Raw genomic sequence first — 25,876 nt, forward strand, 5'->3', positions numbered from 1 at the left:
CGAACGGTAGCGTTTAACCAGTGCGGGCAGGTACGGCAATGCCAGTTAAACATCCCAAGGTTGCGGTTTTGCTGGCTGCCTACAATGGCATGCAGTGGATCGAGGATCAGCTGGCCTCGATCCTGGACCAGTCAGCCGTCGACGTAACTGTTTATATCAGTATCGATCCTTCCACTGACGGTACCGAAGCTTGGTGCGTGGCTTATGCGGCTGCGCACCCCGAAGTTTTCGTCTTGCCAGCCGCTGGTGGTTTTGGCGGTGCTTCCCGTAATTTTTTCCGCCTCGTCCGCGATGTCGACTTTGAAGGCTACGACTTCGTCGCCTTCGCCGACCAAGATGATGTTTGGCATGCGAATAAACTCCAGCGTGCGACTCAAGCCATCCAGGCCCGTCGTGTAGAAGCCTATTCCAGCAATGTTACGGCCTTCTGGCTAAATGGCAGCACTCACGTGCTGGAGAAGGCGCAGCCTCAGGTCGCATGGGATTTTCTGTTTGAAGCGGCTGGGCCTGGCTGTACCTATGTGATGAGCAAAAAACTCATTGACTCCCTAAAGGCTTCGATGGTTGCCAATTGGCAGCAGCTGCAAGATGTCAGCTTGCATGACTGGTATTGCTACGCCTTCGCACGTAGCCATGGTTACTGCTGGTATATCGACCCTGAGCCGTCCATGGACTATCGCCAACATGAGCGTAACCAGGTAGGCGCCAACAAGGGTTTGAGCTCGTTAGTTGCTCGTTACAAAACCATTCATGACGGTTGGTGGTTCAATCAGGTTCAGTTAATTGCGCTGTTGGTGGGGCAGGAGGACAATCCTTTCGTGCAGACATGGCTGAAACTGCGACGCAGACAGCTCATTAAGCTTTCACTCAGCGCCTGGCATTGCCGGCGTCGGGTGCGGGATAAGGTGTTTTTCTTTTGTATTTGCTGGGCTACCGCATTGATCGGGAAGAAAGCCAAATGAATGCCCCAAAGGTATTGGTCACTGGGGCAAGCGGGTTTGTTGGAGAGGCGTTGGTCCTGAAGCTGTTGATGGACAAGAGGTTCAGCCCGATCGCAGCTGCTCGCGGTGCTACGCGGTTGCATGGGGTGTGCCCTGTGGTGCCATTCGATCTCACGGATGCCAAGGTCTTGCCTGTACTCGACGATGTACAGGTAGTCATTCATGCTGCTGCTCGAGTGCATGTCATGAATGAAACAGCGGGGGATGCATTGGCCGAGTTTCGCAAGGTCAATGTTGAGGGGACGGTTAAGTTGGCTGAGTGTGCCGCAACATCGGGAGTAAGACGATTTATTTTTATTAGCTCGATCAAGGTCAACGGCGAAAGCACTCTTCCAGGTAAACCATTCAAAGCAGATGATTATCCGAACCCACAAGATCCTTACGGTATCTCGAAGTACGAAGCCGAAGAGGCGCTGAAGCAACTGGGCCACGACACCGGTATGGAAGTAGTGATCATCCGACCGCCCCTGGTCTATGGACCTGGAGTGAAAGCTAACTTTCTGAATATGCTGAGCTGGCTCAATAAGGGAATTCCTTTGCCACTTGGCTCGATTCGGAATCAGCGTAGCCTGGTGGCAATCGGAAATCTGGTGAGCCTCATAGTGACTTGCATTGATCATCCCAGAGCGGCCAATCAGACTTTTCTGGCCAGCGACGGTGAGGACCTGTCCACAACTCAACTGCTGCGTCGCCTATCCAAGGCGCTTGGCAAACATGCTCGACTCTTGCCTATACCTGAGTGGATGTTGAAACTTGCAGCCTCGACACTGGGTAAGCAAGCCGTCGCTCAACGCATATGTGGCTCGCTACAAGTCGATATCAGCAAAAATCGCGAACTATTAGGATGGGCGCCGCCCATCAACATGGACAAAGCTATGCGTCAGACCGCTGGCCATTATCTGGAAAAACAAACGAAATGACTGTTTGGTGGCTGCTATTTGCGGTATTCGCTGGCTCTTGGGTATTGACGCTTGTCTTGCGTCGTTACGCCTTGGCGAAGAGTCTGATGGACATACCTAACGAGCGCAGCTCTCATTCGGTCCCGACCCCGCGTGGGGGAGGGGTAGCCATTGTGATCTCCTTCCTTTTGGCACTTCCTGTCCTTGCGGGGCTCAATTTGCTGAGCCCGCAGACCTTGTACGGTTTGTTTGGTTCGGGTCTGCTCATTGCGATTATTGGGTTTGCCGATGACCATGGCCATATCGCCGCCAGATGGCGGTTGCTGGGGCATTTCTTCGCTGCCGGTTGGGCACTGTTCTGGTTGAACGGGCTCGCGCCAATTGAGCTATTTGGCCTAACCGTTGATTTGGGATGGTTCGGCAATATTCTGGCATTGGTGTATTTGGTATGGATACTCAACCTCTATAACTTCATGGATGGCATTGACGGATTAGCCAGCGCTGAGGCTATCAGTGTTTGTCTGGGGATGTGTCTGGTTTACTGGTTTAGCGGGCATCCTGAGCTGAGTTGGGCTCCGTTGATTCTTGCGGCTGCAGTGGCGGGGTTTCTGTGGTGGAATTTTCCACCGGCGCAGATTTTTATGGGGGATGCGGGGAGTGGGTTTCTCGGTATGATACTTGGAGGGCTTGCCCTCTGGGCTGCATGGAGTCGACCAGAGCTAATATGGAGTTGGTTGATTCTGCTTGGCGTTTTTATCGTAGATTCGACATGGACGTTGATGCGAAGGCTATTACAAGGCCAAAAAATATATCAAGCGCATCGAAGTCATGCTTACCAATATGCCTCGAGAGTATTCAACAGCCATAAAGTAGTCACTGTGGGGGTTGTCGCTTTGAATTTAGTTTGGCTGCTTCCGATCGCAGTGATAGTTGGAAGTGGGTATATGGGTGGTGTGTCAGGCCTAATGTTGGCTTATGGACCTCTGATTCTTTTAAGCTTTAAATTTAAGGGCGGTAAGGCAGAATTTTAAAGTTGGATGAGAGTCATGTCTGAATGTATTTAGGGTGGGTGGATAGTAATAATTGAACATAGTACTTTAATAAGGAGGGGTATCATAGCTTGTTTAGGACGACCGCAACCCAGAGGCTGATTTCTCCGGCTAGGGTTTGTCTGTGTACACCGGACTTCATGATGAAGTGTATTCGATGTAAAAGGTGACTTTTCCGGGCATTACAGAAATTTTCGAAGTGTAAAAGATTTTCTGTGGAAAGGTAGGTTTGCATTTTTTCGAGAATATAAATGTTATGGTTGTTCCAGTTCTTGAAACGTCCCGAAAACATCTTTATTAAGCGGGATGCCCTGGCTGTAATTCCAGAGTTTGAACCAATAAGGTTGTTGTCATGTTGGCGATAGTCGAGGGTGGGAAATTTATCAAACGTAATTTCTCCTCCTGCTCCGCTTACCAGTAGATAAGCAAGCCAATCATGCGCTGGTATAGGTGCATCATCCGGTGTTTGACTTATCAGCTCTTTTGCACTTTTATTGACTAGCATTGTGTTCGCACCTGCCAGGCTCTGGACAAGGGCATTTCGGAAAGAAGGTGGTTTCGAGTATAAGGGGGAGAAGCCAATCACTCCGCCATTCATGTTTACCAGTCTAGTTCGAGAGCAGTAGAGGGCGGGTTGAATTGATGCTGAGTTGGAGAGCCGTTTGATGCTTCTCTCTAGTTTGTCAGCAAACCATATATCATCTTGATCGCAGAACGCGAAAAAATCTGCTGCTGTATAATTGCGTTTTATAAGTGATAGAAAATTTTTCGCGAAACCCTGTTTAGGACCTTGGAGCAATGTAACTTTTCCAGGTGAAAATTTTGACTTAAAACACTCTATTTTATGAATTGTACCATCGGTCGAACCGTCATCGGAAACATAAAGAGACCAGTTCGTGTAGGTCTGATTGGCAATGGAGTCAAGTTGCTCTTCTAAAAATTTTTCACCATTATAAGTGCAAAGAAGAATCGCTATATGACCAATCTGCTCAGTGGTATTGATCTGTTGTGCGTTAAATGGCATATGTCTCTCTGTGGGCCTACATGCTTATTAGTTTTAATGTCAGGGTTGGCATGTGATCGATGGTCTGAGTAATTGTCAGCGATCAAGGTGTTTTTATCAATCATAAAAGTCCTGGACGCGGATGCGAGATGCGGATGGGAATCCCGAAGCGTCAGCGCAATGGCAAAACCAGGGGGGGGCACAGTATCGTGCGTAAGTCAGCGGGTGGCTGGGCCCAAGCATGGTGACTTTCTGTGTTTTCTGATGGTCCATTCATGATTGAAGAGTAAAGGTGGAGGTTTGACTAGATAACTATGGATCAGGTATTATATAAGGTCTAATGTGCTGATGAAAGATCCTCGGAGCGTGTTTTTGATGATCTTGTTTGATATTCAGACTCTGGTGCTGGCTATATGATTTATGTATTCAGCTTGATTTTTGGTTTTGAAAATGTATGTGGTTCGTGGTCGATGGTAAAAAGAGGGTTGTCTGTGAATAAAATTAGGGTGCCTTTCTAATGCAGAATTTCTCTGCGTCCCCGCGTGAGATGTTTGCCAGCCTGTATAGGAATCGCAATCTTGTACTAGCGCTAGTAAAACGGGAAGTTGTTGGTCGTTATCGAGGCTCTTTTATGGGCTTGATATGGTCATTTTTGAATCCGGTATTCATGTTGGCCGTTTATACTTTCGTGTTTAGTTTTGTTTTTAAAGCTAGGTGGAGCGTAGGGAGTGATTCGAAAGCCGAATTTGCTCTGGTTTTATTTTCGGGGTTGATTGTTTTTAATATATTCGCTGAGTGTGTGAATAAGGCGCCCGGTTTGATAGTGTCTAATGTGAATTATGTTAAAAAAGTAGTTTTTCCGTTAGAGGTTTTACCTTGGGTGGCAATTGGTGCATCATTGTTTCATGCTTTTATTAGTTTAATAGTGTGGCTTGTTGCTTATGTAATGTTTTTTGGGTGGCCTGCGGTTAGTATCTTTCTTTTGCCTTTGGTTATTGTTCCGTTGGTTTTGTTTGTTGTTGGTTTGTCGTGGTTCATAGCATCTCTTGGTGTGTACTTGAGAGATGTAGCGCAGTTTATAGGTATTGTTACCACGACGCTGATGTTCGTATCTCCAATATTTTATCCGGCTACCGCGTTGCCGGAGGAGTATAGAAGGTTTCTATACATGAATCCATTAACCCCGGCGATTGAGCAAGCAAGAGAAGTTTTGTTCTGGGGAAGGATGCCTAGTTTTTCGCTTTTAGCTGTCTACTTGGTTGCTTCCAGTATAATTGCTTTTGCTGGTTTTGCATGGTTCCAGAAGACAAGGAAAGGGTTTGCAGATGTCCTCTGATATTGCAATAAAAGTAGATGGGCTCAGCAAGTGCTATCATATTTATGATACGCCTCGGGACAGACTTCTACAGATGTTCGCTCGCGGCGGTAGACAGTACTTTCGTGAGTTTTGGGCTGTCCGTGATGTTTCTTTCGAAATAAAGAAGGGAGAAACGGTAGGAATCGTTGGGCGTAACGGAAGCGGTAAATCGACATTGCTGCAGATGATATGCGGTACGTTGAATCCAACGCACGGTTCAATAGCTACAAATGGGCGGGTCGCTGCCTTGTTAGAACTCGGATCCGGGTTTAATCCCGAATTCACTGGGCGTGAAAATGTCTATTTAAATGCCGCAGTACTAGGACTTTCCAAGGAAGAAACTGACTCTCGCTATAGTGATATTTTAGCTTTCTCGGAAATCGGTGATTTTATAAATCAACCGGTTAAAACATACTCCAGCGGGATGATGGTTCGTCTCGCATTCTCTGTGGCGATAAATGTTGATCCGCAAATTCTAATCGTTGATGAGGCACTCTCTGTTGGAGACGAGCTTTTTCAGCGTAAGTGTTACTCTCGCATAGAAGAAATTAAGAGAACAGGATCTACAATTCTTTTTGTTTCTCATTCTGGCGCAGCGATTATAGAACTTTGTGATCGCGCAATTTTGATGGATTCAGGTGAAAGACTAAGTGTAGGATTGCCTAAGTATATAGTGGGTTGCTATCAAAAATTATTATATGCTCCGCGCGAAAAATCTGAGGTTATCAAGTCCCAGATAAGGGCAGCGCTGCTATGTGATAGTCTCGCTTCGGATGATGCGCTAGATGAGTTAGGCAAAGCATTGCCCCCTGGAAAGGGGGAGGATGTTTCGCTCAAAGAAAGTTACGATCCTAACTTAAAGCCGACTAGCACCATAGAATATGCCGACAATGGCGCTTGTATAAGTGATACCGAAGTTGTTAATTCGCTTAATAGTAGAGTTAACAATCTGGTGGCGCGCGGCATATATAAGTACAAGTATCGTGTGACCTTCAGTCGGTCTGTAACGAGTGTTCGGTTTGGTATGTTGATTAAGACAACCTCTGGCGTTGAGTTAGGTGGTTCACATACGGCCAACCTCGCTCAGGATGGGATTCCATACGTACAAGCTGGTCAAGTCTATAATGTAGAGTTTTCTTTTACGTGTAATCTCAATCCGGGTGTTTATTTTTTAAATGCCGGTGTTACTGGATGCGTGGACGGGGTGGATGTATATCTTCATCGTTTGCTTGATGTTCAAATGTTTCGAGTTCTGCCTGATTCTAAAAATCTGGCAACAGCAATTGTTGACTTTAACTGCGTGCCAGAAATTGAGTGCCTGATATGAAATCCAGAAAAAGATTGATTGTTGTCATTGGTATGCATCGCAGTGGTACTAGTGCAATTACCCGAGGACTTGAGCTTTTGGGTGTGGGCTTGGGAGCAAATTTGCACCCGGCAGCATCCGATAATCCTAAAGGATTCTGGGAAGACAGTGAGTGTCTCGAAATCAATGAAGAGCTTTTGAGCTATTTTGGATCAGCTTACGATCAACTAGGTGGGGATTGGGATACTTCAATCGCGGATTCGGAGATTAGCCGTATCAAGCTGAAAGCGTCACAGCTCATCTCCAGAAAACTGGAAGAAAATAATATCTGGGGTTTTAAGGACCCGCGTACCAGTCGCTTTCTTCCCTTTTGGAAAGAAGTCTTCAGATCGGTTGAGTGCGATGTGAGTTATGTTATCGCGTTCCGCAACCCGGTAAGTATTGTCGACTCGCTTAGCAAGAGAAACAATATTCCTGCAGAAAAAACCTATTTTCTCTGGCTTCAACACATGCTACCTGCGTTGCAGATGACGGAAGACGCCCGTCGTGTTGTGGTAGATTATGATGAGTTTATGGATGCTCCTTATGATCAAATGAAGCGAGTGGGTAAGTTTCTAGATCTTCCCATCGCTGAGCAAGGTTCTCAAGAGGTCGAGATTTTTGAAGGCGGATTCTTGGATAAGGGCTTGCGGCATAGCCGTTATAGCGAAGCTCAATTAAGATTGGATAGTCGTGCATCGTCTATAGTGTATGACACATATCAGTTTTTGTCGAAGCTGTCACGTGATGAGCTCGAGCTTGGAGAGTCCATTGCTAATGAGATACTGTTGGGACTACAAACTGAATTTATCCGGTTTTTTCCACTAATCGATCTTGTTAATAATCTCGAAGATGAGCGACGTAGTTTATGGTCGGATATTGCAAGGCTAGAACTGAGCAATAGCGAAAGTAGTCAGTGGTTAATTAAAGAAGTTGCCGAATCGCGTCAGCTCAATACTCAATTGCTGCAGCTTGGTGTCGATAGGGATCAGTTAAGTATTGAATTGCAGCAAAAAAAACAAAAACTTGACGGTGTTGAGAATAGAGTAATAGATCTCGAGCGTGAGCTTGATCAAATACTGAATAGCTCTTCGTGGAAAATTACGAAGCCGCTTCGTTTTTTGCGCAGAGTTATGCATGATCGTGTGTTTAAACTTTTAGTTGGCAAGTTTGGCTGGGTGGCTCGTACTATATGGCATGAGCTTCCATTTTCAATTGAATTTAAGTCAAAAATAAAAGCTATTTTGTTCACAAAACTTCCAATCCTATTCTCATGGAGCCAAGCCTATCGTAGTTGGTATGGCATGAACTTTTCAAGTTTTGATCTGCCATCCCCCGCGACGTTTACTAACCATAATCATGAGGAAAGTGTAGGATGCTACGTTCCCCTATTAAGATCCAATCCACCAAAAAAATTACCGGTACGGCTCATAGCATTTTACCTACCTCAATTTCACGCTATTAAGGAAAATAATGACTGGTGGGGAGAGGGTTTTACGGAGTGGACGAATGTAAAACCGGCTCGGCCTCAGTTCGATGGTCATTATCAGCCTCATGTCCCCGGTGAGCTCGGCTATTATAATTTGTTGGATCGTGATGTTCAAAAGCGCCAGATAGAGCTTGCTAAGCTTTACGGCGTTGGTGGCTTCTGCTTCTACTATTACTGGTTTGGTGGTAAACGGTTGTTGGAGCAACCTATTGAAAATTATCTGGCTGATAGCACTCTGGATCACCCATTTTGTTTATGCTGGGCTAATGAAAACTGGAGTCGTCGCTGGGATGGGAAAGACAGTGAAGTTCTCATAGCCCAACAGCACTCACCAGAAGATGATCTTGCCTTTGCAGCAGACGTTGCAAGGTACATGAAAGATTCCCGATACATACGGGTCGACGGTAAACCTCTGTTAGTTGTTTATCGACCAAGTTTGCTGCCATCTGCACTTGAAACAAGCCAGCGTTGGAGAAAGTGGTTTCGTGAGCAAGGTATCGGTGAGATATACCTTGCATATACGCAATCTTTTGAAGTTGAAGATCCAAGAGCGTATGGTTTTGATGCGGCAATTGAGTTTCCGCCTAATAATTCTGCTCCGCCAAACATAACTTCTCAAGTAAAGGCCTCCGGCAGTTTTGGCGGTACGGTTTATGATTGGTCTGTGTTCTTGAAAAGATCGCAGAATTATAAGAAGACACCTTATCGTCTCTTTCGCAGTGTTTGTCCATCCTGGGACAACACTGCGCGGAGAAAGAACGGTGGTACTGTGTTTCTCAATAGTACTCCAAAAGACTATCAAGCATGGCTTGAAAACGCCATAGTTGAAACTTGTCAGCAATCGGGCACGGCGGACGAGAAACTGGTATTTGTAAATGCCTGGAACGAGTGGGCGGAAGGTGCACATTTAGAACCGGATGCAAAATACGGTTATGCTTGGTTGGATGCTACTCGCAGAGCGCTGACCGGTGAGGCGTACGGAGCGCAAAAAATTAATATTGCGCTTATTTCTCACGATGCGCATCCACATGGAGCCCAATTCTTGGCGCTTGGGATGGTTCGCTCTTTAGTTAATGATCTTAAGTTACTTGTGCATACAGTGTTACTGGGTGAAGGTCGGTTACGAGGAGAGTTTGCACAGTACTCCCCCGTTTACGATTTACTACCTGGTCCAGACTTTGAACGTCGTTCTTTTGAGCTTGCCCGCGAGCTTGCTGAAAAAGGTATAGAGCATGCCATCGTTAATACCACCGTTTCCGGTAGCTTCGTAGAAGCACTTACCTCCCAAGGTATTCGCTGTGTAAGTCTTATTCATGAGATGCCAGGAGTCATAGCGACCAGTAATCTTTCTGAGCAAGCCAAAGATATAGCACGATTTGCGCATCGAGTGGTATTTCCTGCAAGCATAGTTAAGGACGGTTTTGCCGGCTTTGCCGATATAGACGAAGCAAAAAAAATCATCCGACCTCAAGGGCTTTGGCGCAGGAACCTTTTGCGATTTAATAAGGATCAAGTACGTAAAGAGGTGCGCGAACGGTTTGGTATGGCCTTGAACGCGCCAATTGTGTTGGCTGTTGGATATGCCGATCGGCGCAAAGGGGTCGATTTATTTGCTAAGGCTGCGCTGGAGGTACTGGAGTCAAAACCTGATGCATTGTTCATCTGGATTGGCCATTGGGATGATCTTCTCCATAGGGAAGTTGAAGCCGTCGTCAAGGAGCATGTTTCTTCGTTTAAGTTTCTTGGCTATGAACCTGATACCGCGAGCTATCATGCAGCCGCCGATGTTTACGCTCTTACTTCCCGTGAAGACCCGTTCCCAAACGTGGTGCTAGAATCATTCGATGCAGGAGTTCCTGTGGTCGCATTCGAAGGTTCTGGTGGTGGAGCCAAACTCGCTTCCAAGACAGGCGGCCGAGTGGTGCCGATGGAAGACGTTAGCGCATTTGCTCAGCAACTGGTGAACCTATTAGATCAGCCGGAAATTACTCAGGCATTGGGCGAACAGGCGAGCTCCCTTGTGGACCGAGATTATGCGTTCCGGAGTTACCTCTTTGATCTTTGTGAGTACTCAGGTATTAAGCTGCCTAGGGTATCTGTTGTTGTTCCAAATTATAATTATGCTCGGTACATTGTAGGACGACTAGACTCGATTTTAAATCAAAGCTTACCTATCTATGAGCTCATTATTCTCGATGATGCGTCGACGGATGAAAGTGTTTTTGAAATTAAAAAATGGCTTTCTAATAATAAGATCGAATGTCGCCTGATTGTTAATGAAAAAAACTCGGGTAGTGTTTTCGATCAGTGGGCCAAAGGAGTTGCACTCGCGACAGGCGACTTTGTATGGATTGCGGAAGCGGATGATCTAAGTGCGGCGGACTTTCTGGAAACGGTCATAGCGCCTATGGAACGGGATAGCGAAATTTCAATCAGTTATTGCGAAAGCCAACAAATAAATGGGCAGAGTCTTCTCCTATCTAATGATTATCAAGTTTATCGGCAGGATATATGCAGTGATCATTGGCAAGTGCCCTATATTGCCGATGGTGATGATGAAGTCATAAAATATATGGCCGTCAAAAACACTATTCCCAACGTCAGCGGAGTTCTATTTAAGCGGCAGGCGATATCCGATACGTTTCTGCAGTGTCTCGCGGAAATTAGGTCTTTAAGCAAGGCCGGTGACTGGTTGACTTATATTAAGGTATTGAGGAGCGGAAAGATTGCTTTCACACCGCGTCCGCTTAATTTTCACCGCCGCCACTCGGGCAGCGTAATTGGCGGCAGTAACGCCAGTAGACTGCTAGAAGAAATTTCGATTGTCCAAAAGCTGGTTGCAAGTGAGTATTCACTGTCTAGCACTGTAGCACTTCAAGCTAAAAGCTATATTGAGGAATTGCGTAGACAATTTTCTCATTATGATCAGGTATCCAAATGAAAAATTCGGATAGCTTAAATACCGAAAGTTTGCGCGCACAGCGTTGTCTTGTGTTGGGTGCCTCTGGTTTTATTGGTACTAACTTGTGTTTAGCACTTAAGGGACGTGTGAAAGCTGTCCGAGCTTTCTCTAGGCATATGAACACGATCGAAGGTGTTGAGGTTTTTCAGGGGGATTTTCTCAATGAAGAGGACCTCATTAGGGCTGTCCGCGACATAGATGTTGTCTTTCATCTTGTCAGTACCAACACACCGGCGAGCTCCAATGCGTCTCCGATACTGGATGCTCAACAAAATATTATTCAAACGTTACAGTTGCTAGAGGCGTGTCGGGCTTCCAATGTACGGCGAGTCGTCTTTGTGTCGTCGGGCGGAACGGTCTACGGTGATGCCTCGGTTATTCCTACGCCGGAAGGAAGCCTGGAGCAACCAATATCAGCTTACGGTATAAGTAAGCTTGCGATTGAAAAATACCTCGCGTTGTATGAGAGGCTCTACGGCATTAGTACGGTATCGCTTAGGGTATCTAATCCATATGGTCCTTATCAATATGCTCGAAAGCAGCAGGGTGTAATTGGCGCTTTTATATCTAAGTCACTGAGAGGCGAAAATATAGAGATATGGGGTGATGGGTCCATTATTCGCGATTACATATATATAGACGATGTGGTGGGTGCGTTGATAAAGGCCATTACTTATAAGGGTGACCTGCGCGTTTTTAACGTAGGAAGTGGGGTCGGTGTTAGCTTGGTTGATATTGTCGCTATACTATCGGAAGTCTTGGGTGATAACCTTCATTTGACTTATAAAGGCGCCAGAGGCGTAGATGTTTCGAAGAGTATTCTGGATTGCACATTGGCTAAGACGGAGCTTGACTGGACTCCGTTTGTTGACATTCGAAGCGGAATACTGAAAACATTGGCTTGGTTCAAAAATAGCTGATTGGTCGGGTGTATATTTCATCCTCCGGCAGATAGCCTAAATAGGTCCCAATGCACATCGCGCTGAAATTTTATAAAACGCGCTTACAAGAGAGTTGAAGTGTAATGTCAATATCACCAACCATCGCAGTTATTATCCCTTGCTACAAAGTCCGTGAGCATATCTTGGCGGTCATCAGTGGAATAGGTGCAGAGGTCAGCAAGATTTATGTTGTAGATGACTGCTGCCCGGACGGGTCGGGAAATTATGTTAGCGAGAACTGTCATGACAAGCGCGTTATAATTCTTCGGCATGAGGTAAATCAAGGGGTTGGTGGTGCGGTTATGACTGGTTATCAAGCGGGTATCAAAGACGGGATAGATATCCTTGTTAAGGTTGATGGTGATGGTCAGATGGACCCTGAACTCATACCTCGCTTTATAGCCCCAATAGCAGCTGGCGAAGCTGATTACACGAAAGGGAATCGCTTTTTTGATCTTGAAGAAATCCGAGCTATGCCGAAGATGAGGCTGTTTGGAAATGCGGTTCTATCCTTTATGACTAAATTATCTTCCGGCTACTGGGACCTTTTTGATCCAACAAACGGGTTTACTGCAATACATAAAGATGCCGCGCGTCATCTTCCGTTCAATAAAATTAGTCGGCGCTACTTCTTTGAGACGGATATGTTATTTCGTCTAAATACTCTGCGTGCAGTAGTAATTGACATTCCTATGGATGCAAAGTATGGCGATGAAGTCAGTAATCTGAAAATCTCCAAAGTAGTAGGCGAGTTTTTTACCAAGCATGTTCGTAATTTCACGAAGAGGATCTTCTATAACTACTACCTTCGAGACATGTCTGTTGCCTCCCTGGAGTTGCCTGCTGGTTTATTAATGTTGTTATTCGGCGTGACATTTGGCTCCAGTCATTGGATTGCCTCCATTGAAACTGGAGCTCCCACTCCGGCAGGTACGATAATGCTTTCTGCTATTCCAATTATCGTGGGCATTCAATTTATTCTGGCCTTTTTGGCTTACGACATTTCATCAGTTCCACGTCGCGTGCTGCACAATAAACTACGATGAAAAATAATGTAGAGTCTACAAATATGTCTCTGGTTCAGTTTGCTCTGATACTTCTTACAGTTTTTGCGCTTTCCACAGGTCAGATTCTATTTAAGCTGGCTGCGACGAGTTTTATTTATAATCCAAATAATATAATAGCCAGTTTTCTGGATGTGAAGCTTATTGTCGCATTACTGGTATACGCCGTGGCTACAGTTATGTGGCTTATTGTGTTGCGCTCGATGCCCTTGCGACTAGCATATCCATTTGTGGCACTAGCATTTTTCATCGTCCCATTAATGGCGCATTATTTACTGGGAGAGTCTCTAAGTTGGAAGACATTTGCAGGTGCGGCGTTGATTGGAGTCGGTGTATGGATTTCTATACTTGAATAAGATTTTTATACTTTTCCGATTGCAATAATAGTCATTTCGAATCGTATCGTTAGTTACGATTGTTCGACGAATAAGGATGCTACATATGAGTTTTTTTTTGTTGAATCGGGATTTTGTTCCTGAAATACAAAGCCTGATAACGCGTCGTCAGAATAATGTATCAACGTTGGCATGCTATCTGTTGGTCGCAGTGTTTTCTGTATTCTATTATTTGATTTTTCATGGCCCAGCTAACCTACATGACGTGTCACACTATTTGGTTTCTGGTGTCGCGATGGCGAGGGATCATGCAAATTTTATCTATCCATATTCATCAATGAACCCGGAGGGCGGTGGTTCTGCTTATGGGTACTTCCAAGAGAATAGTCAGCTTATAGATGTCACGAAGAGCTATCCATCTAAGCTATATTCCTCAGTTTTCTCTTTATGGTATTTGATGTTTGGTACGATGCGTTTTTACTCCGCGCATCTGCTATCCATAGGGGTAATAGTTGTTTCCAATATGCTTTTGTTTGCAATAGCGCGACGTTTTTTTGTTGGACTAAAACAGTTTTTATTTATTATAAGTGTAGCTTTCACTCCGGTGGTGATAACCGCGGTTTATCCAGGTAACGATACGTTTGCGTACTTCTCCAGTATTTTGGTTCTTTGGTGCTGTTTTTGCACACGATTGAGCCCACTATCTATAGGATTGTTAATCGGTGCGCTGTCTCACTTCCGGTCTCAGATAATTTTCTTCCTTTTTGTACTGCCTGCGTTGCTGGTGTGGGTAAGCGAGAGAAAATCTTGGCCGAAAATTCTTATCGGGTCGGTCACAGGTGTAATCATAAGCTATCTGGTTATTGGTATGTTACTTAAGCTTCCAATAAATTCCACAGATGTGTCGGGTGGTGGGCTTGAGTTTTATATACGATTTTTCCTTACTAGTTTTTACGGTCTTGGAGACATAAGAATTGTAATAGATCAATTTATTCACAATGTCGTAAATTTAAGTGATAAAAATTATCTTTACATTTTTCTTTTTACCGGTGTGCTTGGGCTTTTTGCGAATAATGTTAAGCTTTCACAAGGTCTGTCATTTTGTGCACTGGTGATAGTTGTTTTCCCACTGTGTATTTTTAGTTTAGATCGCTATTCAGCACCTCATGCCAGATATTATGTCGGAGCAATACCTTTCCTGGTTCTCTCTTGGTTTTTATTTTTGGAGTGTCGGGGGTGGGTAAAGTCTAATGTGTTGGCTGTATTTACTACCGTACTTGTGGTCAGCGCCTGGTATAGCATAAATGGATTTCCACTCAGTAATGCTTCATCAATCAGTGCTATAAAGAGTCGTGTCGAGTTTTTGGATTTCGCTGGAGCTGATACAGTTCTGCGTGAAAATTTTAACGAAAGTGATTTGCTTATCACCAATAATTCGCTGCCTTCTGGTTTGTCTAAATTACGTAATTTTATACCGTACCCGACATACCAAGAGTTTAAGAATGGTGATAATCGTGAAATAGACGGTTTGGTATTTGTTTATGCGGATAAAGGGGTAAATGACTTCTTTAAGCCGGTAGATTGGATGGTTAACGGTTCACTTCCTGACGAGATCCGCGATGGAGCAGGGACTACCTTCAAAAGGGTGTTCTACCAGACAAGTCATTTAGATCCCGATTTTACGAGGCCGGAGGATGAGGCGAAATTTGTTCTGTATAAAAATGTTGACTCATCGCGAGTTAAAAAATTTGATAGTTTAGGACGGCGAGTTTATTCGGTTAACTATCACGATGAGCTTAATGTCCCGGTAACCAAGTCACCATTTTTTGATGACTCTAAATTTTGGTCAGGCCACCCCCACCTGTTGAAGGACTCATTAGGAGTCGAAGTCGGGCCGGGGGCCGACAACTCAAATATCTTATCACAGCGGTTCTCTACAAAGGCTGGAGACGTGCTTAAGGTGCAGGCTGTCGCATTAAACAGTAGAAAAAGATCTGGTAAAGGTCGGTTGCAGATTAATTGGATTGACCAACAAGGACAGTTTATAAACACCAGCATCTCGATATTTAATGCTACGTCGGAGCCTAAAAAATATAATAAAATATTTGTCGCTCCAAGTAATGCTGCTGAGGGCATCGTTTATGTTACGCCGCACGATAAAGATAGTGTTCTGAAATTTATATCTATGGAAGTTTTGAGGGCATCGCAAGATGACTAATAATCAGGTAGGCGCAGATTCATCGTTGCTAGTGTCGGAGGTAAAACTGCTAGGCGCAAAAAAGCTTGGGTTGGAAGGATTAAACTCTCTGCGAGGGATTGCAGCGGTATTGATTGTTATTTTTCACGTCCTTGGTATGCATGGATTAAAGATTCCTCCTCAATTTTCCTTCGTTCCGGCCTACTTTGGTCTGGGGGTCCCGTTATTTTTCGTAATTAGTGCGTTTTCGCTGTTTTTAAGTACAACGTCACGTGTTGGTAAAGACGGTTGGCTTTCTTCATATGCCATTAGACGTTTTATGAGAATCGCTCCTTTGTTTTACTTTGTTGCGACATTTTACTTGATATATATACCGCTTCAGTTTGGTTCATATATTTCGCCGATGAGCTATTTTGGGACGCTCTCGCTTTTATTTAATTTTATGCCCGGCCAGCATGAAAGTATGGTTTGGGCAGGGTGGACGATTGGTGTTGAAGTACTATTTTATATTCTGGTTCCCTATTTGCTGATTTTTGTCAGGAATATCTACATTTCGGTGATTGCTGTTTTGGCAGCCGTTGCATTGAGTGCGGTGTTTTATAAGTTTTATCTTTCTGCTAGTTACCCGGCGGGATATGCCTATATGAGTTTTTTGGGCTCGATAGGAGTGTTCTTTTTTGGTATATTTGGTTTTTTTCTTTATTCCGATCTCAAAGCTCGAGTTCATGTTCGAGGTATAGGATATATATTATTATTTTTAGCGCTGTTACTTACTTTTGGGCTCGTGGCGAAAGAACAAATATTGCTGTCGATTGTCGGTAATCGGTCAAGTCTATGGGCGCTCGTTTTTGTTATGTTGATAGTGTCCCAGTGCTTAGCTCCAATTTTTGCTATTACCAATCCATTATTTTCATACTTGGGGCGTCTTAGCTTTGGACTGTATCTCTGCCATCCGCCTCTTGTGTATATGTTGAAACCTGTTTACGGCTATTTTTATCAATATTTCGGTGATGGTTTTGCATTTGTGAGTTCTGCGTCAGTCACACTTCTTATCCTTGTGCCGGTAGCCAGGTTGATGAATTTCCTGATTGAGGAGCCCGGCATTCGGTTAGGTGAAAAATTGATAAGCAGAAGAGTGGGTAAGGATTTCCTTGCTGCACATTAATACAGGCCTCTGCATCATAAATTTGTTTGACGTTATCGTTAATTGGGGAGAGCGGATAGTTGTTAGCCCCTTTTTAATGTATTTTTCAGTTCACAGATGCTGGAACGAGTCACGAGGTCGGTGGCCCAATTGGTGGGGGCAAGTATATTTTTCGAAGAGATTTGACTCGATAGTAATTGCTCCACATTTTAAATCGTCAATTGGTCCTCAATGCTGGCTCCCCATTCTTTTATGGAGCCCCCACTTCATGACGCATCCCAACGCCAAAGTCGAAAGATTTTATCTGTACCCGGAGCCTGTGGATTGTAAGCGCTCCATGCAACAAAGGGCCGGACCGCACGCTCGGCGGCGTAAGGAGTATGAGTTCTGTGAGTGCGAATCCCACCCGGCTACTGTCGTTTTGCTGGAAACACTTTGGAGCAGTTCAGGAGGCAATGAATAGGCTGAAGTATTTGAAGAAAGATTTTCTTTAGTAAGTCAATGACCGTGCAGACCGTAGCGCGCAGCGAACACCAAGCAGACCCCGAAAATGCCTTGCGGTAGCCGACCCGCCATATAACGGGGGAGGTTGATAGTGCTAAAGGATCGAGTGTCAGACGAACTTGCACTGCCGCCGGGGTAGCGGTAATGGCAAGTACAGAAGGCGCAGCGGCAGTGCTCAACTTTACAGTTTGGCCGAGTTGGCTAAAACCTGCGGTCAGGAGCCCTATTCGCGGCTGCGCCACGCACTTGAGCGCCTGCCACAAGCCTCGAACGTAGAAGACTTCGAGGCCTTGCTGTCGTGGAAATGCATGCCGAAAATTTCAAGATAGCCATAGGATTAGGGCCTCTTCAAGTACATGCACTTTTCTAATTCCGGCAACTCAGCTAGAAGCGGCACGCAACACCTCGACGACGCGATCCTGCTGCTCATCCGACAAACCAACCCACATTGGTAACCGAACCAGTCTTTCAGACTGCTGGATAGTGACTTCTAAGTCACCATGCGCACGTCCATAGCGCACTCCCGCAGGGGATGAATGGAGGGGCACGTAGTGAAAAACCGACCAGATTTCGTTTCGCTTAAACTCATCGAGAATTTTTTGACGATCTAGTTCTGGCGACAGCAGTACATAATACATGTGGGCATTGTGCGTGCATTCCTTGGGTATTACTGGGCGCCTTAAAGCCCCTTTGGCCTCGAGCGGCTCGATAATATCGTGGTAGCGCTGCCAGCTTGCCAGCCGGGCGCTTGTTATTCGGTCTGCTTCTTCAAGTTGGGCCCAAAGAAAAGCTGCGATAAGTTCACCCGGAAGGAATGATGACCCCACCTCTTGCCAAGTGTACTTATCCACTTCCCCCCTGAAGAAGCTACTGCGGTCAGTACCTTTCTCACGGATGATCTCCGCGCGCAACGCCAGTTCAGGGGTATTGACGAGTAGTGCCCCACCTTCTCCTGAGATAACATTTTTGGTCTCATGGAAACTGTAGGCCCCCAAGTCACCGATACTGCCCAGTGCCTGGCCCCTGTAACTCGCCATCATTCCCTGCGCCGCATCCTCAACGACTTTCAATCCATGCTGTCGAGCGATAGCCATGATCGTATCCATTTCGCACGCAACACCCGCGTAGTGGACCGCGACTATCGCGCGGGTGCGGGGCGTGATTGCCGATTCAATCAGCCTTTCGTCTAGATTCAGCGTGTCTTCTCTGATATCAACGAATACGGGGACACCACCGCGGAGCACAAAAGCATTAGCGGTAGAAACGAATGTGTACGAGGGCATGATGATCTCGTCGCCCGGCCGAATGTCCAACAGCAAGGCAGCCATTTCAAGTGCTGCCGTGCAAGAGTGGGTAAGTAGACCCTTATGGCAACCAGTTCGATCCTCTATCCAGCTATGGCAGCGTTTGGTGAAAGGCCCGTCCCCAGCCAAACTGCCGTTAAAATGCGCCTCAGCAATATAGTAGAGCTCCTTGCCCGTCATGTGAGGCCAGTTAAACGGAATGCGGTTATTTGTTTTTTTCATATATTCCTTAAATCAATTCGTGGTATCGCCTTTCAGAATTTTACAATAAACAAGTAGCATGCGTAAAACAAAGGTTACTTCTATACTGTTGTGGTGGCGTAGTGCAGTCAGATCTACAGTTTTCGTGCCGCAATAAGCCTGGAGCCGCCAACAGGATAATTTAGCCCAAGCTTAATCCCAGCAAGCTCCAACATCATTAGAGAGTAAAATACTTTATTCAAAAATGGATTGATCTTTAGCTCATCAGTAGGGTTGGAAGTGTGTGGATTTCTTTTTTGGAACTCTCGCGAAAGCATCATTGCTGGAAGAAGAGTCGTTACAAATGACGTGCTATTTAAAAGCTCAAAGCTACGGGAGCGAACCTTTGCCTCAATTTCCAGGCGAGTGTATCGCCGCACATGACAGGCGTATTCATCGGAAGCGCTCCACAGCCAGGGATGCTGCGGGACAGTCAATAACAAAACTCCACCAGGCTTCAGTGCTCTATGGAGTTGAGCAAGGACAGCTTCATCCTCCTCAATATGCTCCAGCACATCAAAGGCGCCTATCGCATCGAATTCATCCACGAACGGCACATGGCGTGCGTCCATTTGCATGAAGTTCGCAGAGTTTATTCGCTCAGCGGCATGGGATAAGCCAGCAACGAAAATTTCACTGCCACTCAATGCTACTTCTGGATGTGCTTCAGAGATGGCAGACAACACAAAACCAGTGCCGCAACCAACCTCCAGAAAATTTTGAAGGTTTGGCATGTAGGTACGAAGAGCCCAGAGAATAATTTTGTTGCGGGCTTGAAACCAGAAATTAGTAGCTTCTAATCTGGCTAATTCAGGAAAGTACTGGGATTTGAATCCGCCTCCATCATTTGCTAAGCCTGGTGCATGAGCCACTACACCGTTCAACAAGACCGGTGCGTAATCGCACACTGGACAAATCCATCCGCCCAAAGAAAAAACATGTTCGCACTTAAGACAGCGTTTCATGACCGTGTTACTCCCTTTTCGGCCGGTTGTGGCGCGAACACGAATACCCGCGACAGCACAAACAAGAAGATGGCAACCACAATGATTGCTACGGCTTGGACGAGTTGATGTGAAAAATTCAACCAGTCCACAAATAGCGTCAGCAAAAATAAATTCAGCAAATAGCCTGCTAGTTGTACGAACAGGTAGCGGATACCGGCTATGCCAATGTGCCCGTCATGGCGAAAGGTAAAGCGTCGGTTAGCAATGAAACCGATCAGAGCCCCTGCTGAATATAGTAATGTCATCGTTAATTTAGGGGCACCCCATAAATGGGTCAGGAGAAGGTAGATTGTATAACCACAAAGATTAGTGAGTACACCAATAAGTGCGTATCTAAAAAGTTGCCGAAAAACCTTTTGAGATGGTGAAAAAATCGATTCAGCATTCATCACGAACCGCCAAACCAAAACCGGTTTTACCATACCCGTTGCCATTGTAAAGCATGTACAAAGCTCCTGAGTGATGAAATGCAAATGGGTATTCGATCATCTCAGAGTCCCACCCACTCGATGAGACGTCAATCCACGCACTATTTAGGTCCAATTCCCATTTTTTTCCATCCATGGACTGGGCGTGTCCTATGCGGTACTTTTCCCCGGCGCCGCTACGATATGAGAACCACATCTCAAAATTCCCGCAGTCGTTCATCACTACGGTAGGTCTTGAAAAGGCTTGAGCTCGTCCAAGTTCGTAAGGCACGGCTAAACCAGTCCGATTCCAGTTACTCCCGTCATCAGATGAGGCATGCTGGATTACATGCAACATCTCGCCGTTACCTGCATCCCAAGTAAGCGTAGATCCGTACCACATATGAAAGCCGCCTGATGGCCTTCCAAGTACCCAGGGATAGGACAAGCTGATAGGATCGATTGTATTACTGCCCAGGAAGGGTTCAGGGCTATCCAGTTCCAGCGTGAATTGTTGGGTTACGATCAGGCGGCCTATATCTCCTCGCCAGTGTCCGTCTATGGGATTTTGCCACCCCATGAACAACATATATTGAGCGCCGTCTGCTTCGTAACAGTTGCCAATACTTACGCCGTCGGAGAAAAAACTACCAATCGGACCGTGCTCGAAAAATGGGGCATGATGTTCGTTAATAACTTTGCGCTGAGCAATATCGACATCGACAGCACCCACAGAGGAGCGATTGAGCTCATCACGGCCACTGAAGAATATACGATAAACATCGCCTTCCATATGTACAGGCAAAGGATTGGCTGCATGCGAAATCAATTTCGGATGTCGCCCGCTTGGCTTGGGAGTGTAAAGCTGACCTAGTTTTCTCCAATATCTAGTCATATGCCCCTTAACCTAGTACTCGGTACCCTTGAGCGTTCTGTAGCCGCACCGATGTAAACGCCATCGGGATCTGCGTCATCGAGGAGCAGTGCCCCTGCTCCTACAACACACCGATCTCCAATTTTGATGTGGTCGCGTAATGTGGCGTTTACCCCGACAAAGCATTGCTCGCCTATTTCCACACCACCTGAGACAACTACATGCGATGCAATGAAAGTATGGTCATGGATAACTGAATGATGGCCTATATGATTACCACTCCACAAAGTCACGTTGTTACCAATTATTACAAATGGTTGGATCGTATTGTCTTCAAAGATGAAACAGTTTTCGCCAATTTTTCCGTCGTTGAGCATCGTTGCGCGAGAACTAATATAGCTCACAAGCTTATAACCGCTCTCTTTTGCAGAAAGGAACTTCTCCTTGCGAACTGCGTTAAGCTTCGAATAGCTCAGTGCGACGAAGAAATCATTTTTCTCGGGCGGATACTCTTTAGTGATATCTTCAAAAGCGACGACAGGTAAGCGGCAAAAGTTAGACTCCTTGATATAGCAGGAGTCGACGGTAAAGGCGACGACCTCGTATTCCGAGTCAGTGCTGAAGTAGTAATGCGCAAGTTGAGCAATTTCTCCAGAGCCAAAAATTACAAGCGATTTCTTCATGGCGTTTTCCTAACCAGAATAGTGAACTCATAAAGCCCATAGTCATGGAGCAGAGCAACCTGAGGGGAATAGCGGCGCTTGCATAGATCAAACAGCAGGCACGGGTCGGCGTAGTAGAGATAGTCGCGTTTCTTGTCCTCGTCGGAGTACGAGGTCAGGCAGTTGAAAGAGAATCCAAGCCTGCTGGTGCGATCCAGCACGTCCAGTGTGCTTTGGAGGTAGTCATACCACTCGGCGTTCGATCGACCTTGGCGCACGTTGAAGATCCCGCTGGCCACGCCATAATCAGATACCTGGTCTGGCTCTGCTGAAGGGATGAATCTGGCGCGAGGTATAGCAGCATACCTTTGGCTCGCAGCCCTGATCATTTCGGGGGAAACGTCCACACCAAGGTATGTATGAGTCGAGTACTTTCCCTGCAGATAGTCCAACAAGGCGCCGTAGCCGCAACCAAGATCGTTCAGTGAGAAATTAGATTTTTCTGAGCCAATCACTTTGCAAAGTTGCTCAAATCGAATGGTTTGACTCTCTTCACCATTCCAGTCGACGCCACGAGGCGTGTCTCCATGCTCCGCAAGCTTTTCGGCATAGTAAGCCGCTACCTCTCGGAGCAAATCAATCTTGTTGTTGTGCATAGATGTGCCTCACGATGGTATAAGGACGTTGTTTCGTTTCAGAGAATATTTTTGACAAATAGATTCCAACCACGCCAATAAAAGAGATGATCATTCCACCAAGTAGCCAGATTGAAGCCATCACCGAGGTCCATCCGCTTAACGGCTTTGAAAGGAAGAGCCAATGCGTGACTAGGTATGCGATATAAGTCAAAGCAAACAACGAGATCGAAACACCAATGTAAAAAATATTCACCAAAGGTGCATTGCTGAAAGACGTAACCGAGTTAACCAATAAATACATTTTGCTACGAAAGGTATATGTGGTTTCGCTAGTATTATGTTTTTTTATGATATGTGGGCGCTGGTCAAAACCAGTGATATGCCACAAACCTGCCATGAAAACTTCCCTCTCCTCATGGAGCAACAGCGCTTCAACATAACGACGTGTCATCAAGCGTGCAGTGACAATATTTTCCGGTAGTACTAGACCTGTCAGTGCTTTAAAGAAGCGATAATACCACTGACCGCTCCAGCGCTCGAACCAGCTTCCTTTTCTACGTTCTTGGACTCCGTAGACCACATCGCAGCGCTCGATATCCATCTGCCCAGCAAAGTGCATTAGCCATTCAGGCTCTTCTTCAAGGTCGCTGTCAATCAGATAAACTCGCTCCCCTCTGGCGTGCGCCAAGCCAGTCATCATCGCTTTGTGATGACCGAAGTTACGTGACAAGTCAACGACAACAACGTGCGAATCTTGCTCTGTGAGTTTTACAGCCAAGTCCAAGCTATTGTCTGGCGATCCATCGTTTACAAGAACAATTTCGAAGTCGTCTCCTGCTAGTTGCTTTGCAGCGGCGCTCGCCCGCTCATAAAACTCATTTAGATAAGGCGCAGATTGATAAAGGGTCGCAACGATTGAAAGTTTCATTCCACATACCTCATGTATCGACGGGCATCTTTGCCACAATTGAACAGGAGATCGAGGATGGTGACACCATGTGTAAACTCCCCCCACAGTTGTTGATATTCCGGGTAATCCGCATAATCGAACCAAGTAAGTTTAAGACCCTTATCTGAAAAGACCTTTTCGTCGACATAGTTCTTGGCCGCTGGACCTGAAATGTACTCAGTGCCGCCGGCCTGTATACAAAGATCGGCAAGGCGTTCGGTCTTACCTTCTTGCAGTCTGTAGTCCCATGAATTGGTGATTACAGTGTTGATTCCTAAGTAATCGCAGATAGCTTCAATAAAGCGACGGTTCAATTGTGAGATGTGGGTGAAGGTCTCTTGGATATAGATCGGCTCCAGCCATGCGGAAATTTGAGAAAAATGTGGTGCACGGCGATAGTTCTGTACCAACGCTTTCCAATGCGTAACCGCCCACTCAGTGTCGTCGATTTCTGTCTCGCGGATCTTCTGATGGTATTTACCCTTCACCACGACAGGAACCGTCAGCCACTGAACACCCTGTGGCGTCTTAATTTGGTTGCGGTTACGCCAGTCTCGCCGCGTGTACTGCATGTCATCGTAAAGAATGAACTCATCCACTGCCGCAATCATGTCAAAATAGCCTTTCCATGGAATATAGTTTGATTGCAATATGGCTACAGTTTTACTCACTCATCTTCTCCAGGTCTGATAATTAAATCCATCGTGAACGCCCGAGAAATAACCAAGCGCAGTCAGATAACCGCCTGCCTCTGCACTATTTAAAGAATGCGGATTTAATATTAAGTAATCAGGTTTATGTTGACTGATAAATCGTTGAAAAGCGTCCCTCGCAGCGGGATTCGTTGAGCTTCCGTACAAATAGCTGGCAGTAAGATTGCGCTCCAAGGCGTTGTCGGTGTCAAGATATTTACCAACAACAAGCCCTAGGTAGTCTTCTCTAAGGTAATACTGTGGAAATTTTGATGTATAGATAACAAGATTGCCAGAAATTTCGAGCGGGGCAAAAACACTTCCCGGTGCCATTGATTTTGCAAAATCGTTTACATATGAGCGCATTGGCTCATGGATTTTGTAACTCCAAAAATCAAACTTAGCACCATTTTCGGGCCTGAGGACAGACGAAGGTGAAACAAAGATCAATCCGCCGAGTAAAAGAAATGTGGAGGAAACTATGATTTTAAATTGTCGTGCCTTGGGAACTAAAGAGCAAAATGCAATCGCAGAGATAAGCGGAAATGGCAAAAGATAAAACATTCGCCAATAAGCATTTTCTGTAGTTATGTGCCTTATAACAAAACCCGAGACAACAGGATTTAATAGGAGTACAAAAGGAATCAATGTCCATAAAATAAAGAATTTTCTATGGGGTGAGAATAGGCTCACAAGAACCAATGAAATCACAAAAATAAATGGTGTGAGCGGAAAGTCAGTATTTATAAGATAACCAATCTGGTCAAAGAAGTCGGCAGAGAAGCCTGAATTAATCGAGCTTCCAGCGGGCATTACTTTCTGTGCTTCTTGTCTGAAACTCAAAGCAAGCATTGCAGTTGGTAAAAGCGCAATAAAATAACCAATTCCTACCTTCAAAGCGTTCGTGCTAAACAATTCACCCCTTGATAGAAAGAAGGCAAAATAGACAGCTAGCGACAAAAAAGGCACATAAATAAAGGTGGTCGTCGTTAATGTGATTAGTGCAATGGAAACTATAGTTAGAAAAAAAATTTGTCGAATTTTTTTTTCATTAAAATACTTAATTGAATAATAAGCCCAGCTATAAAATCCAAGGTAAAACAAGACGAATTTTCCGTGGAATGCCCTTGCGATACTTAAGTTTCCGTATGTTCTATGGGTCTCCCCCAGCAACATTGCTAACATTACAAGGAAAATAGCGCCCGCTAGCCTGGTACGAGTTTCCTGATAAAATAGACCCAATAAAAGATAAATTGAGCAAAATGCAAGAAAACCAACTAAAAGCGGAAATATTATATGATATATAGTGAGAAAGTGGACGCCTAATAATGAAGATAATGATGCTTGCAGCACCTCATAATATTGGAAGACAAAAGAATTTGCTTCGGTCGGAATTCCTGCTATCCAAGTTATAGAGTTGTCTATAAGGGCACTTGGGTTTTCCGTGTAAAAGACCGCCTTGGGGGCGTAGACTGAGTCATCGATATCAGGCCTATTAATTGATGATGTTATCAGTCCAGTCGTGAGTGCAGAAAGAAATACCAGGATAGAGTTTTTTTGTTTGAGCGCGCTTACCACATAATTTCCCTTGCGGAGGAGGATGCTCCCCCCCAAAATCAATAATAGGATAAAAACGATACCTATGATATTGGAGGCTGTTCCGAAAGCAATGGAGGTTTTTATTCCAATTGAAAATACAAAAAATCCCGCTGCCAGAAAAACATAGAAATATGCCAGCAACAACTCAATCGTTCGGTCCTCTGGATTTACAACAATCTTCATTATTTTCTCGGCTTTCTAGTGCTGTCGCAAT

The 25,876-nt window shown here is 45.3% G+C and carries 21 protein-coding genes and 1 pseudogene; 12 read left to right on the plus strand and 10 right to left on the minus strand.

Annotated elements, in window-relative coordinates:
- Positions 1-38: 38 nt before the first annotated feature.
- The 3 genes from LOY70_RS08680 to LOY70_RS08690 are packed head-to-tail and all read left to right on the plus strand — an operon-like array spanning position 39 to position 2,931.
- The gene (locus LOY70_RS08680) at positions 39-962 is read left to right on the plus strand and encodes a glycosyltransferase (protein WP_265035507.1); all 924 of its coding nucleotides are present in this window, start codon (positions 39-41) and stop codon (positions 960-962) included.
- Entirely contained in the window at positions 959-1,921 is a 963-nt protein-coding gene (locus LOY70_RS08685; RefSeq protein WP_265035509.1) for a UDP-glucose 4-epimerase family protein, read from the plus strand. Before LOY70_RS08680 ends, LOY70_RS08685 begins: the two co-directional genes overlap by 4 nt.
- Positions 1,918-2,931 (plus strand): MraY family glycosyltransferase, encoded by a 1,014-nt coding sequence (locus tag LOY70_RS08690; protein WP_265035511.1) that lies wholly within the window; start codon positions 1,918-1,920, stop codon positions 2,929-2,931. The genes LOY70_RS08685 and LOY70_RS08690 overlap by 4 nt, the downstream gene beginning before the upstream one ends.
- 82 nt (positions 2,932-3,013) lie before the next feature.
- Here the strand turns inward: LOY70_RS08690 and LOY70_RS08695 are convergent, their stop codons facing one another.
- A complete protein-coding gene (locus LOY70_RS08695) occupies positions 3,014-3,973 on the minus strand; it encodes a glycosyltransferase family 2 protein (RefSeq protein WP_265035513.1) in 960 nt (319 codons plus the stop codon).
- A gap of 496 nt (positions 3,974-4,469) precedes the next feature.
- Here LOY70_RS08695 and LOY70_RS08700 point away from each other — a divergent pair, with 496 nt between their 5' ends.
- The 9 genes and pseudogenes from LOY70_RS08700 to LOY70_RS08740 all read left to right on the plus strand — a co-directional run.
- Complete coding sequence (locus tag LOY70_RS08700; protein ID WP_265035515.1) at positions 4,470-5,288, plus strand: ABC transporter permease; 819 nt, start codon at positions 4,470-4,472, stop codon at positions 5,286-5,288.
- Positions 5,278-6,636, plus strand: a complete 1,359-nt coding sequence (locus LOY70_RS08705) for an ABC transporter ATP-binding protein (protein WP_265035516.1) — start codon at positions 5,278-5,280, stop codon at positions 6,634-6,636. Before LOY70_RS08700 ends, LOY70_RS08705 begins: the two co-directional genes overlap by 11 nt.
- Positions 6,633-11,084 carry a glycoside hydrolase family 99-like domain-containing protein gene (locus LOY70_RS08710; RefSeq protein ID WP_265035518.1) on the plus strand — a complete coding sequence of 1,484 codons (4,452 nt, stop codon included), beginning with the start codon at positions 6,633-6,635 and terminating at the stop codon, positions 11,082-11,084. Before LOY70_RS08705 ends, LOY70_RS08710 begins: the two co-directional genes overlap by 4 nt.
- The gene (locus LOY70_RS08715; protein ID WP_265035520.1) at positions 11,081-12,025 is read left to right on the plus strand and encodes an NAD-dependent epimerase/dehydratase family protein; all 945 of its coding nucleotides are present in this window, start codon (positions 11,081-11,083) and stop codon (positions 12,023-12,025) included. The genes LOY70_RS08710 and LOY70_RS08715 overlap by 4 nt, the downstream gene beginning before the upstream one ends.
- A 104-nt stretch (positions 12,026-12,129) precedes the next feature.
- Positions 12,130-13,092 (plus strand): glycosyltransferase family 2 protein, encoded by a 963-nt coding sequence (locus LOY70_RS08720; RefSeq protein ID WP_265035522.1) that lies wholly within the window; start codon positions 12,130-12,132, stop codon positions 13,090-13,092.
- Positions 13,089-13,466, plus strand: coding sequence for a hypothetical protein (locus tag LOY70_RS08725; protein ID WP_265035524.1), 378 nt, complete (start codon positions 13,089-13,091; stop codon positions 13,464-13,466). The genes LOY70_RS08720 and LOY70_RS08725 overlap by 4 nt, the downstream gene beginning before the upstream one ends.
- An 85-nt stretch (positions 13,467-13,551) precedes the next feature.
- Entirely contained in the window at positions 13,552-15,663 is a 2,112-nt protein-coding gene (locus LOY70_RS08730) for a hypothetical protein (protein ID WP_265035526.1), read from the plus strand.
- Positions 15,656-16,807 carry an acyltransferase family protein gene (locus LOY70_RS08735; RefSeq protein WP_265035528.1) on the plus strand — a complete coding sequence of 384 codons (1,152 nt, stop codon included), beginning with the start codon at positions 15,656-15,658 and terminating at the stop codon, positions 16,805-16,807. The genes LOY70_RS08730 and LOY70_RS08735 overlap by 8 nt, the downstream gene beginning before the upstream one ends.
- A gap of 638 nt (positions 16,808-17,445) precedes the next feature.
- A pseudogene (locus LOY70_RS08740) lies at positions 17,446-17,619 on the plus strand (transposase domain-containing protein); the annotation flags it as partial.
- Between the two features lie 51 nt (positions 17,620-17,670).
- Here the strand turns inward: LOY70_RS08740 and rffA are convergent.
- From rffA to LOY70_RS08785, 9 genes are all read right to left on the minus strand, one after another.
- Positions 17,671-18,816, minus strand: coding sequence for a dTDP-4-amino-4,6-dideoxygalactose transaminase (rffA, locus tag LOY70_RS08745; protein WP_265035530.1), 1,146 nt, complete (start codon positions 18,814-18,816; stop codon positions 17,671-17,673).
- Between the two features lie 113 nt (positions 18,817-18,929).
- Positions 18,930-19,799 (minus strand): class I SAM-dependent methyltransferase, encoded by an 870-nt coding sequence (locus LOY70_RS08750; protein ID WP_265035532.1) that lies wholly within the window; start codon positions 19,797-19,799, stop codon positions 18,930-18,932.
- Positions 19,796-20,230, minus strand: coding sequence for a GtrA family protein (locus tag LOY70_RS08755; protein WP_265035534.1), 435 nt, complete (start codon positions 20,228-20,230; stop codon positions 19,796-19,798). The genes LOY70_RS08750 and LOY70_RS08755 overlap by 4 nt, the downstream gene beginning before the upstream one ends.
- A complete protein-coding gene (locus LOY70_RS08760) occupies positions 20,220-21,143 on the minus strand; it encodes a hypothetical protein (RefSeq protein ID WP_265035536.1) in 924 nt (307 codons plus the stop codon). The genes LOY70_RS08755 and LOY70_RS08760 overlap by 11 nt, the downstream gene beginning before the upstream one ends.
- Complete coding sequence (locus LOY70_RS08765; protein WP_265035538.1) at positions 21,140-21,805, minus strand: acetyltransferase; 666 nt, start codon at positions 21,803-21,805, stop codon at positions 21,140-21,142. Before LOY70_RS08765 ends, LOY70_RS08760 begins: the two co-directional genes overlap by 4 nt.
- Positions 21,802-22,440 carry a class I SAM-dependent methyltransferase gene (locus tag LOY70_RS08770; protein ID WP_265035540.1) on the minus strand — a complete coding sequence of 213 codons (639 nt, stop codon included), beginning with the start codon at positions 22,438-22,440 and terminating at the stop codon, positions 21,802-21,804. Before LOY70_RS08770 ends, LOY70_RS08765 begins: the two co-directional genes overlap by 4 nt.
- On the minus strand, positions 22,421-23,350 hold the full coding sequence (locus LOY70_RS08775; protein WP_265035542.1) for a glycosyltransferase family 2 protein: 930 nt from the start codon (positions 23,348-23,350) through the stop codon (positions 22,421-22,423). The genes LOY70_RS08770 and LOY70_RS08775 overlap by 20 nt, the downstream gene beginning before the upstream one ends.
- Positions 23,347-24,042, minus strand: coding sequence for a WbqC family protein (locus LOY70_RS08780; protein WP_265035544.1), 696 nt, complete (start codon positions 24,040-24,042; stop codon positions 23,347-23,349). The genes LOY70_RS08775 and LOY70_RS08780 overlap by 4 nt, the downstream gene beginning before the upstream one ends.
- A complete protein-coding gene (locus LOY70_RS08785; protein ID WP_265035546.1) occupies positions 24,043-25,845 on the minus strand; it encodes a DUF6077 domain-containing protein in 1,803 nt (600 codons plus the stop codon).
- Between the last annotated feature and the right edge of the window lie 31 nt (positions 25,846-25,876).

The sequence above is a fragment of the Pseudomonas sp. B21-054 genome (genome assembly GCF_026016345.1).
Classification (GTDB): Bacteria; Pseudomonadota; Gammaproteobacteria; order Pseudomonadales; family Pseudomonadaceae; genus Aquipseudomonas.

Bases quoted from the DNA above. Each gene is read 5' to 3' on its own strand.
- LOY70_RS08735 (WP_265035528.1), top strand. From the start codon at position 15,656: ATGACTAATAATCAGGTAGGCGCAGATTCATCGTTGCTAGTGTCGGAG.
- LOY70_RS08680 (WP_265035507.1), top strand. From the start codon at position 39: ATGCCAGTTAAACATCCCAAGGTTGCGGTTTTGCTGGCTGCCTACAAT.
- LOY70_RS08710 (WP_265035518.1), top strand. From the start codon at position 6,633: ATGAAATCCAGAAAAAGATTGATTGTTGTCATTGGTATGCATCGCAGT.
- rffA (WP_265035530.1), bottom strand. From the start codon at position 18,816: ATGAAAAAAACAAATAACCGCATTCCGTTTAACTGGCCTCACATGACG.
- LOY70_RS08755 (WP_265035534.1), bottom strand. From the start codon at position 20,230: ATGAATGCTGAATCGATTTTTTCACCATCTCAAAAGGTTTTTCGGCAA.
- LOY70_RS08725 (WP_265035524.1), top strand. From the start codon at position 13,089: ATGAAAAATAATGTAGAGTCTACAAATATGTCTCTGGTTCAGTTTGCT.
- LOY70_RS08770 (WP_265035540.1), bottom strand. From the start codon at position 22,440: ATGCACAACAACAAGATTGATTTGCTCCGAGAGGTAGCGGCTTACTAT.
- LOY70_RS08715 (WP_265035520.1), top strand. From the start codon at position 11,081: ATGAAAAATTCGGATAGCTTAAATACCGAAAGTTTGCGCGCACAGCGT.
- LOY70_RS08775 (WP_265035542.1), bottom strand. From the start codon at position 23,350: ATGAAACTTTCAATCGTTGCGACCCTTTATCAATCTGCGCCTTATCTA.
- LOY70_RS08695 (WP_265035513.1), bottom strand. From the start codon at position 3,973: ATGCCATTTAACGCACAACAGATCAATACCACTGAGCAGATTGGTCAT.
- LOY70_RS08705 (WP_265035516.1), top strand. From the start codon at position 5,278: ATGTCCTCTGATATTGCAATAAAAGTAGATGGGCTCAGCAAGTGCTAT.
- LOY70_RS08785 (WP_265035546.1), bottom strand. From the start codon at position 25,845: ATGAAGATTGTTGTAAATCCAGAGGACCGAACGATTGAGTTGTTGCTG.
- LOY70_RS08720 (WP_265035522.1), top strand. From the start codon at position 12,130: ATGTCAATATCACCAACCATCGCAGTTATTATCCCTTGCTACAAAGTC.
- LOY70_RS08765 (WP_265035538.1), bottom strand. From the start codon at position 21,805: ATGAAGAAATCGCTTGTAATTTTTGGCTCTGGAGAAATTGCTCAACTT.
- LOY70_RS08685 (WP_265035509.1), top strand. From the start codon at position 959: ATGAATGCCCCAAAGGTATTGGTCACTGGGGCAAGCGGGTTTGTTGGA.
- LOY70_RS08730 (WP_265035526.1), top strand. From the start codon at position 13,552: ATGAGTTTTTTTTTGTTGAATCGGGATTTTGTTCCTGAAATACAAAGC.
- LOY70_RS08750 (WP_265035532.1), bottom strand. From the start codon at position 19,799: ATGAAACGCTGTCTTAAGTGCGAACATGTTTTTTCTTTGGGCGGATGG.
- LOY70_RS08760 (WP_265035536.1), bottom strand. From the start codon at position 21,143: ATGACTAGATATTGGAGAAAACTAGGTCAGCTTTACACTCCCAAGCCA.
- LOY70_RS08690 (WP_265035511.1), top strand. From the start codon at position 1,918: ATGACTGTTTGGTGGCTGCTATTTGCGGTATTCGCTGGCTCTTGGGTA.
- LOY70_RS08700 (WP_265035515.1), top strand. From the start codon at position 4,470: ATGCAGAATTTCTCTGCGTCCCCGCGTGAGATGTTTGCCAGCCTGTAT.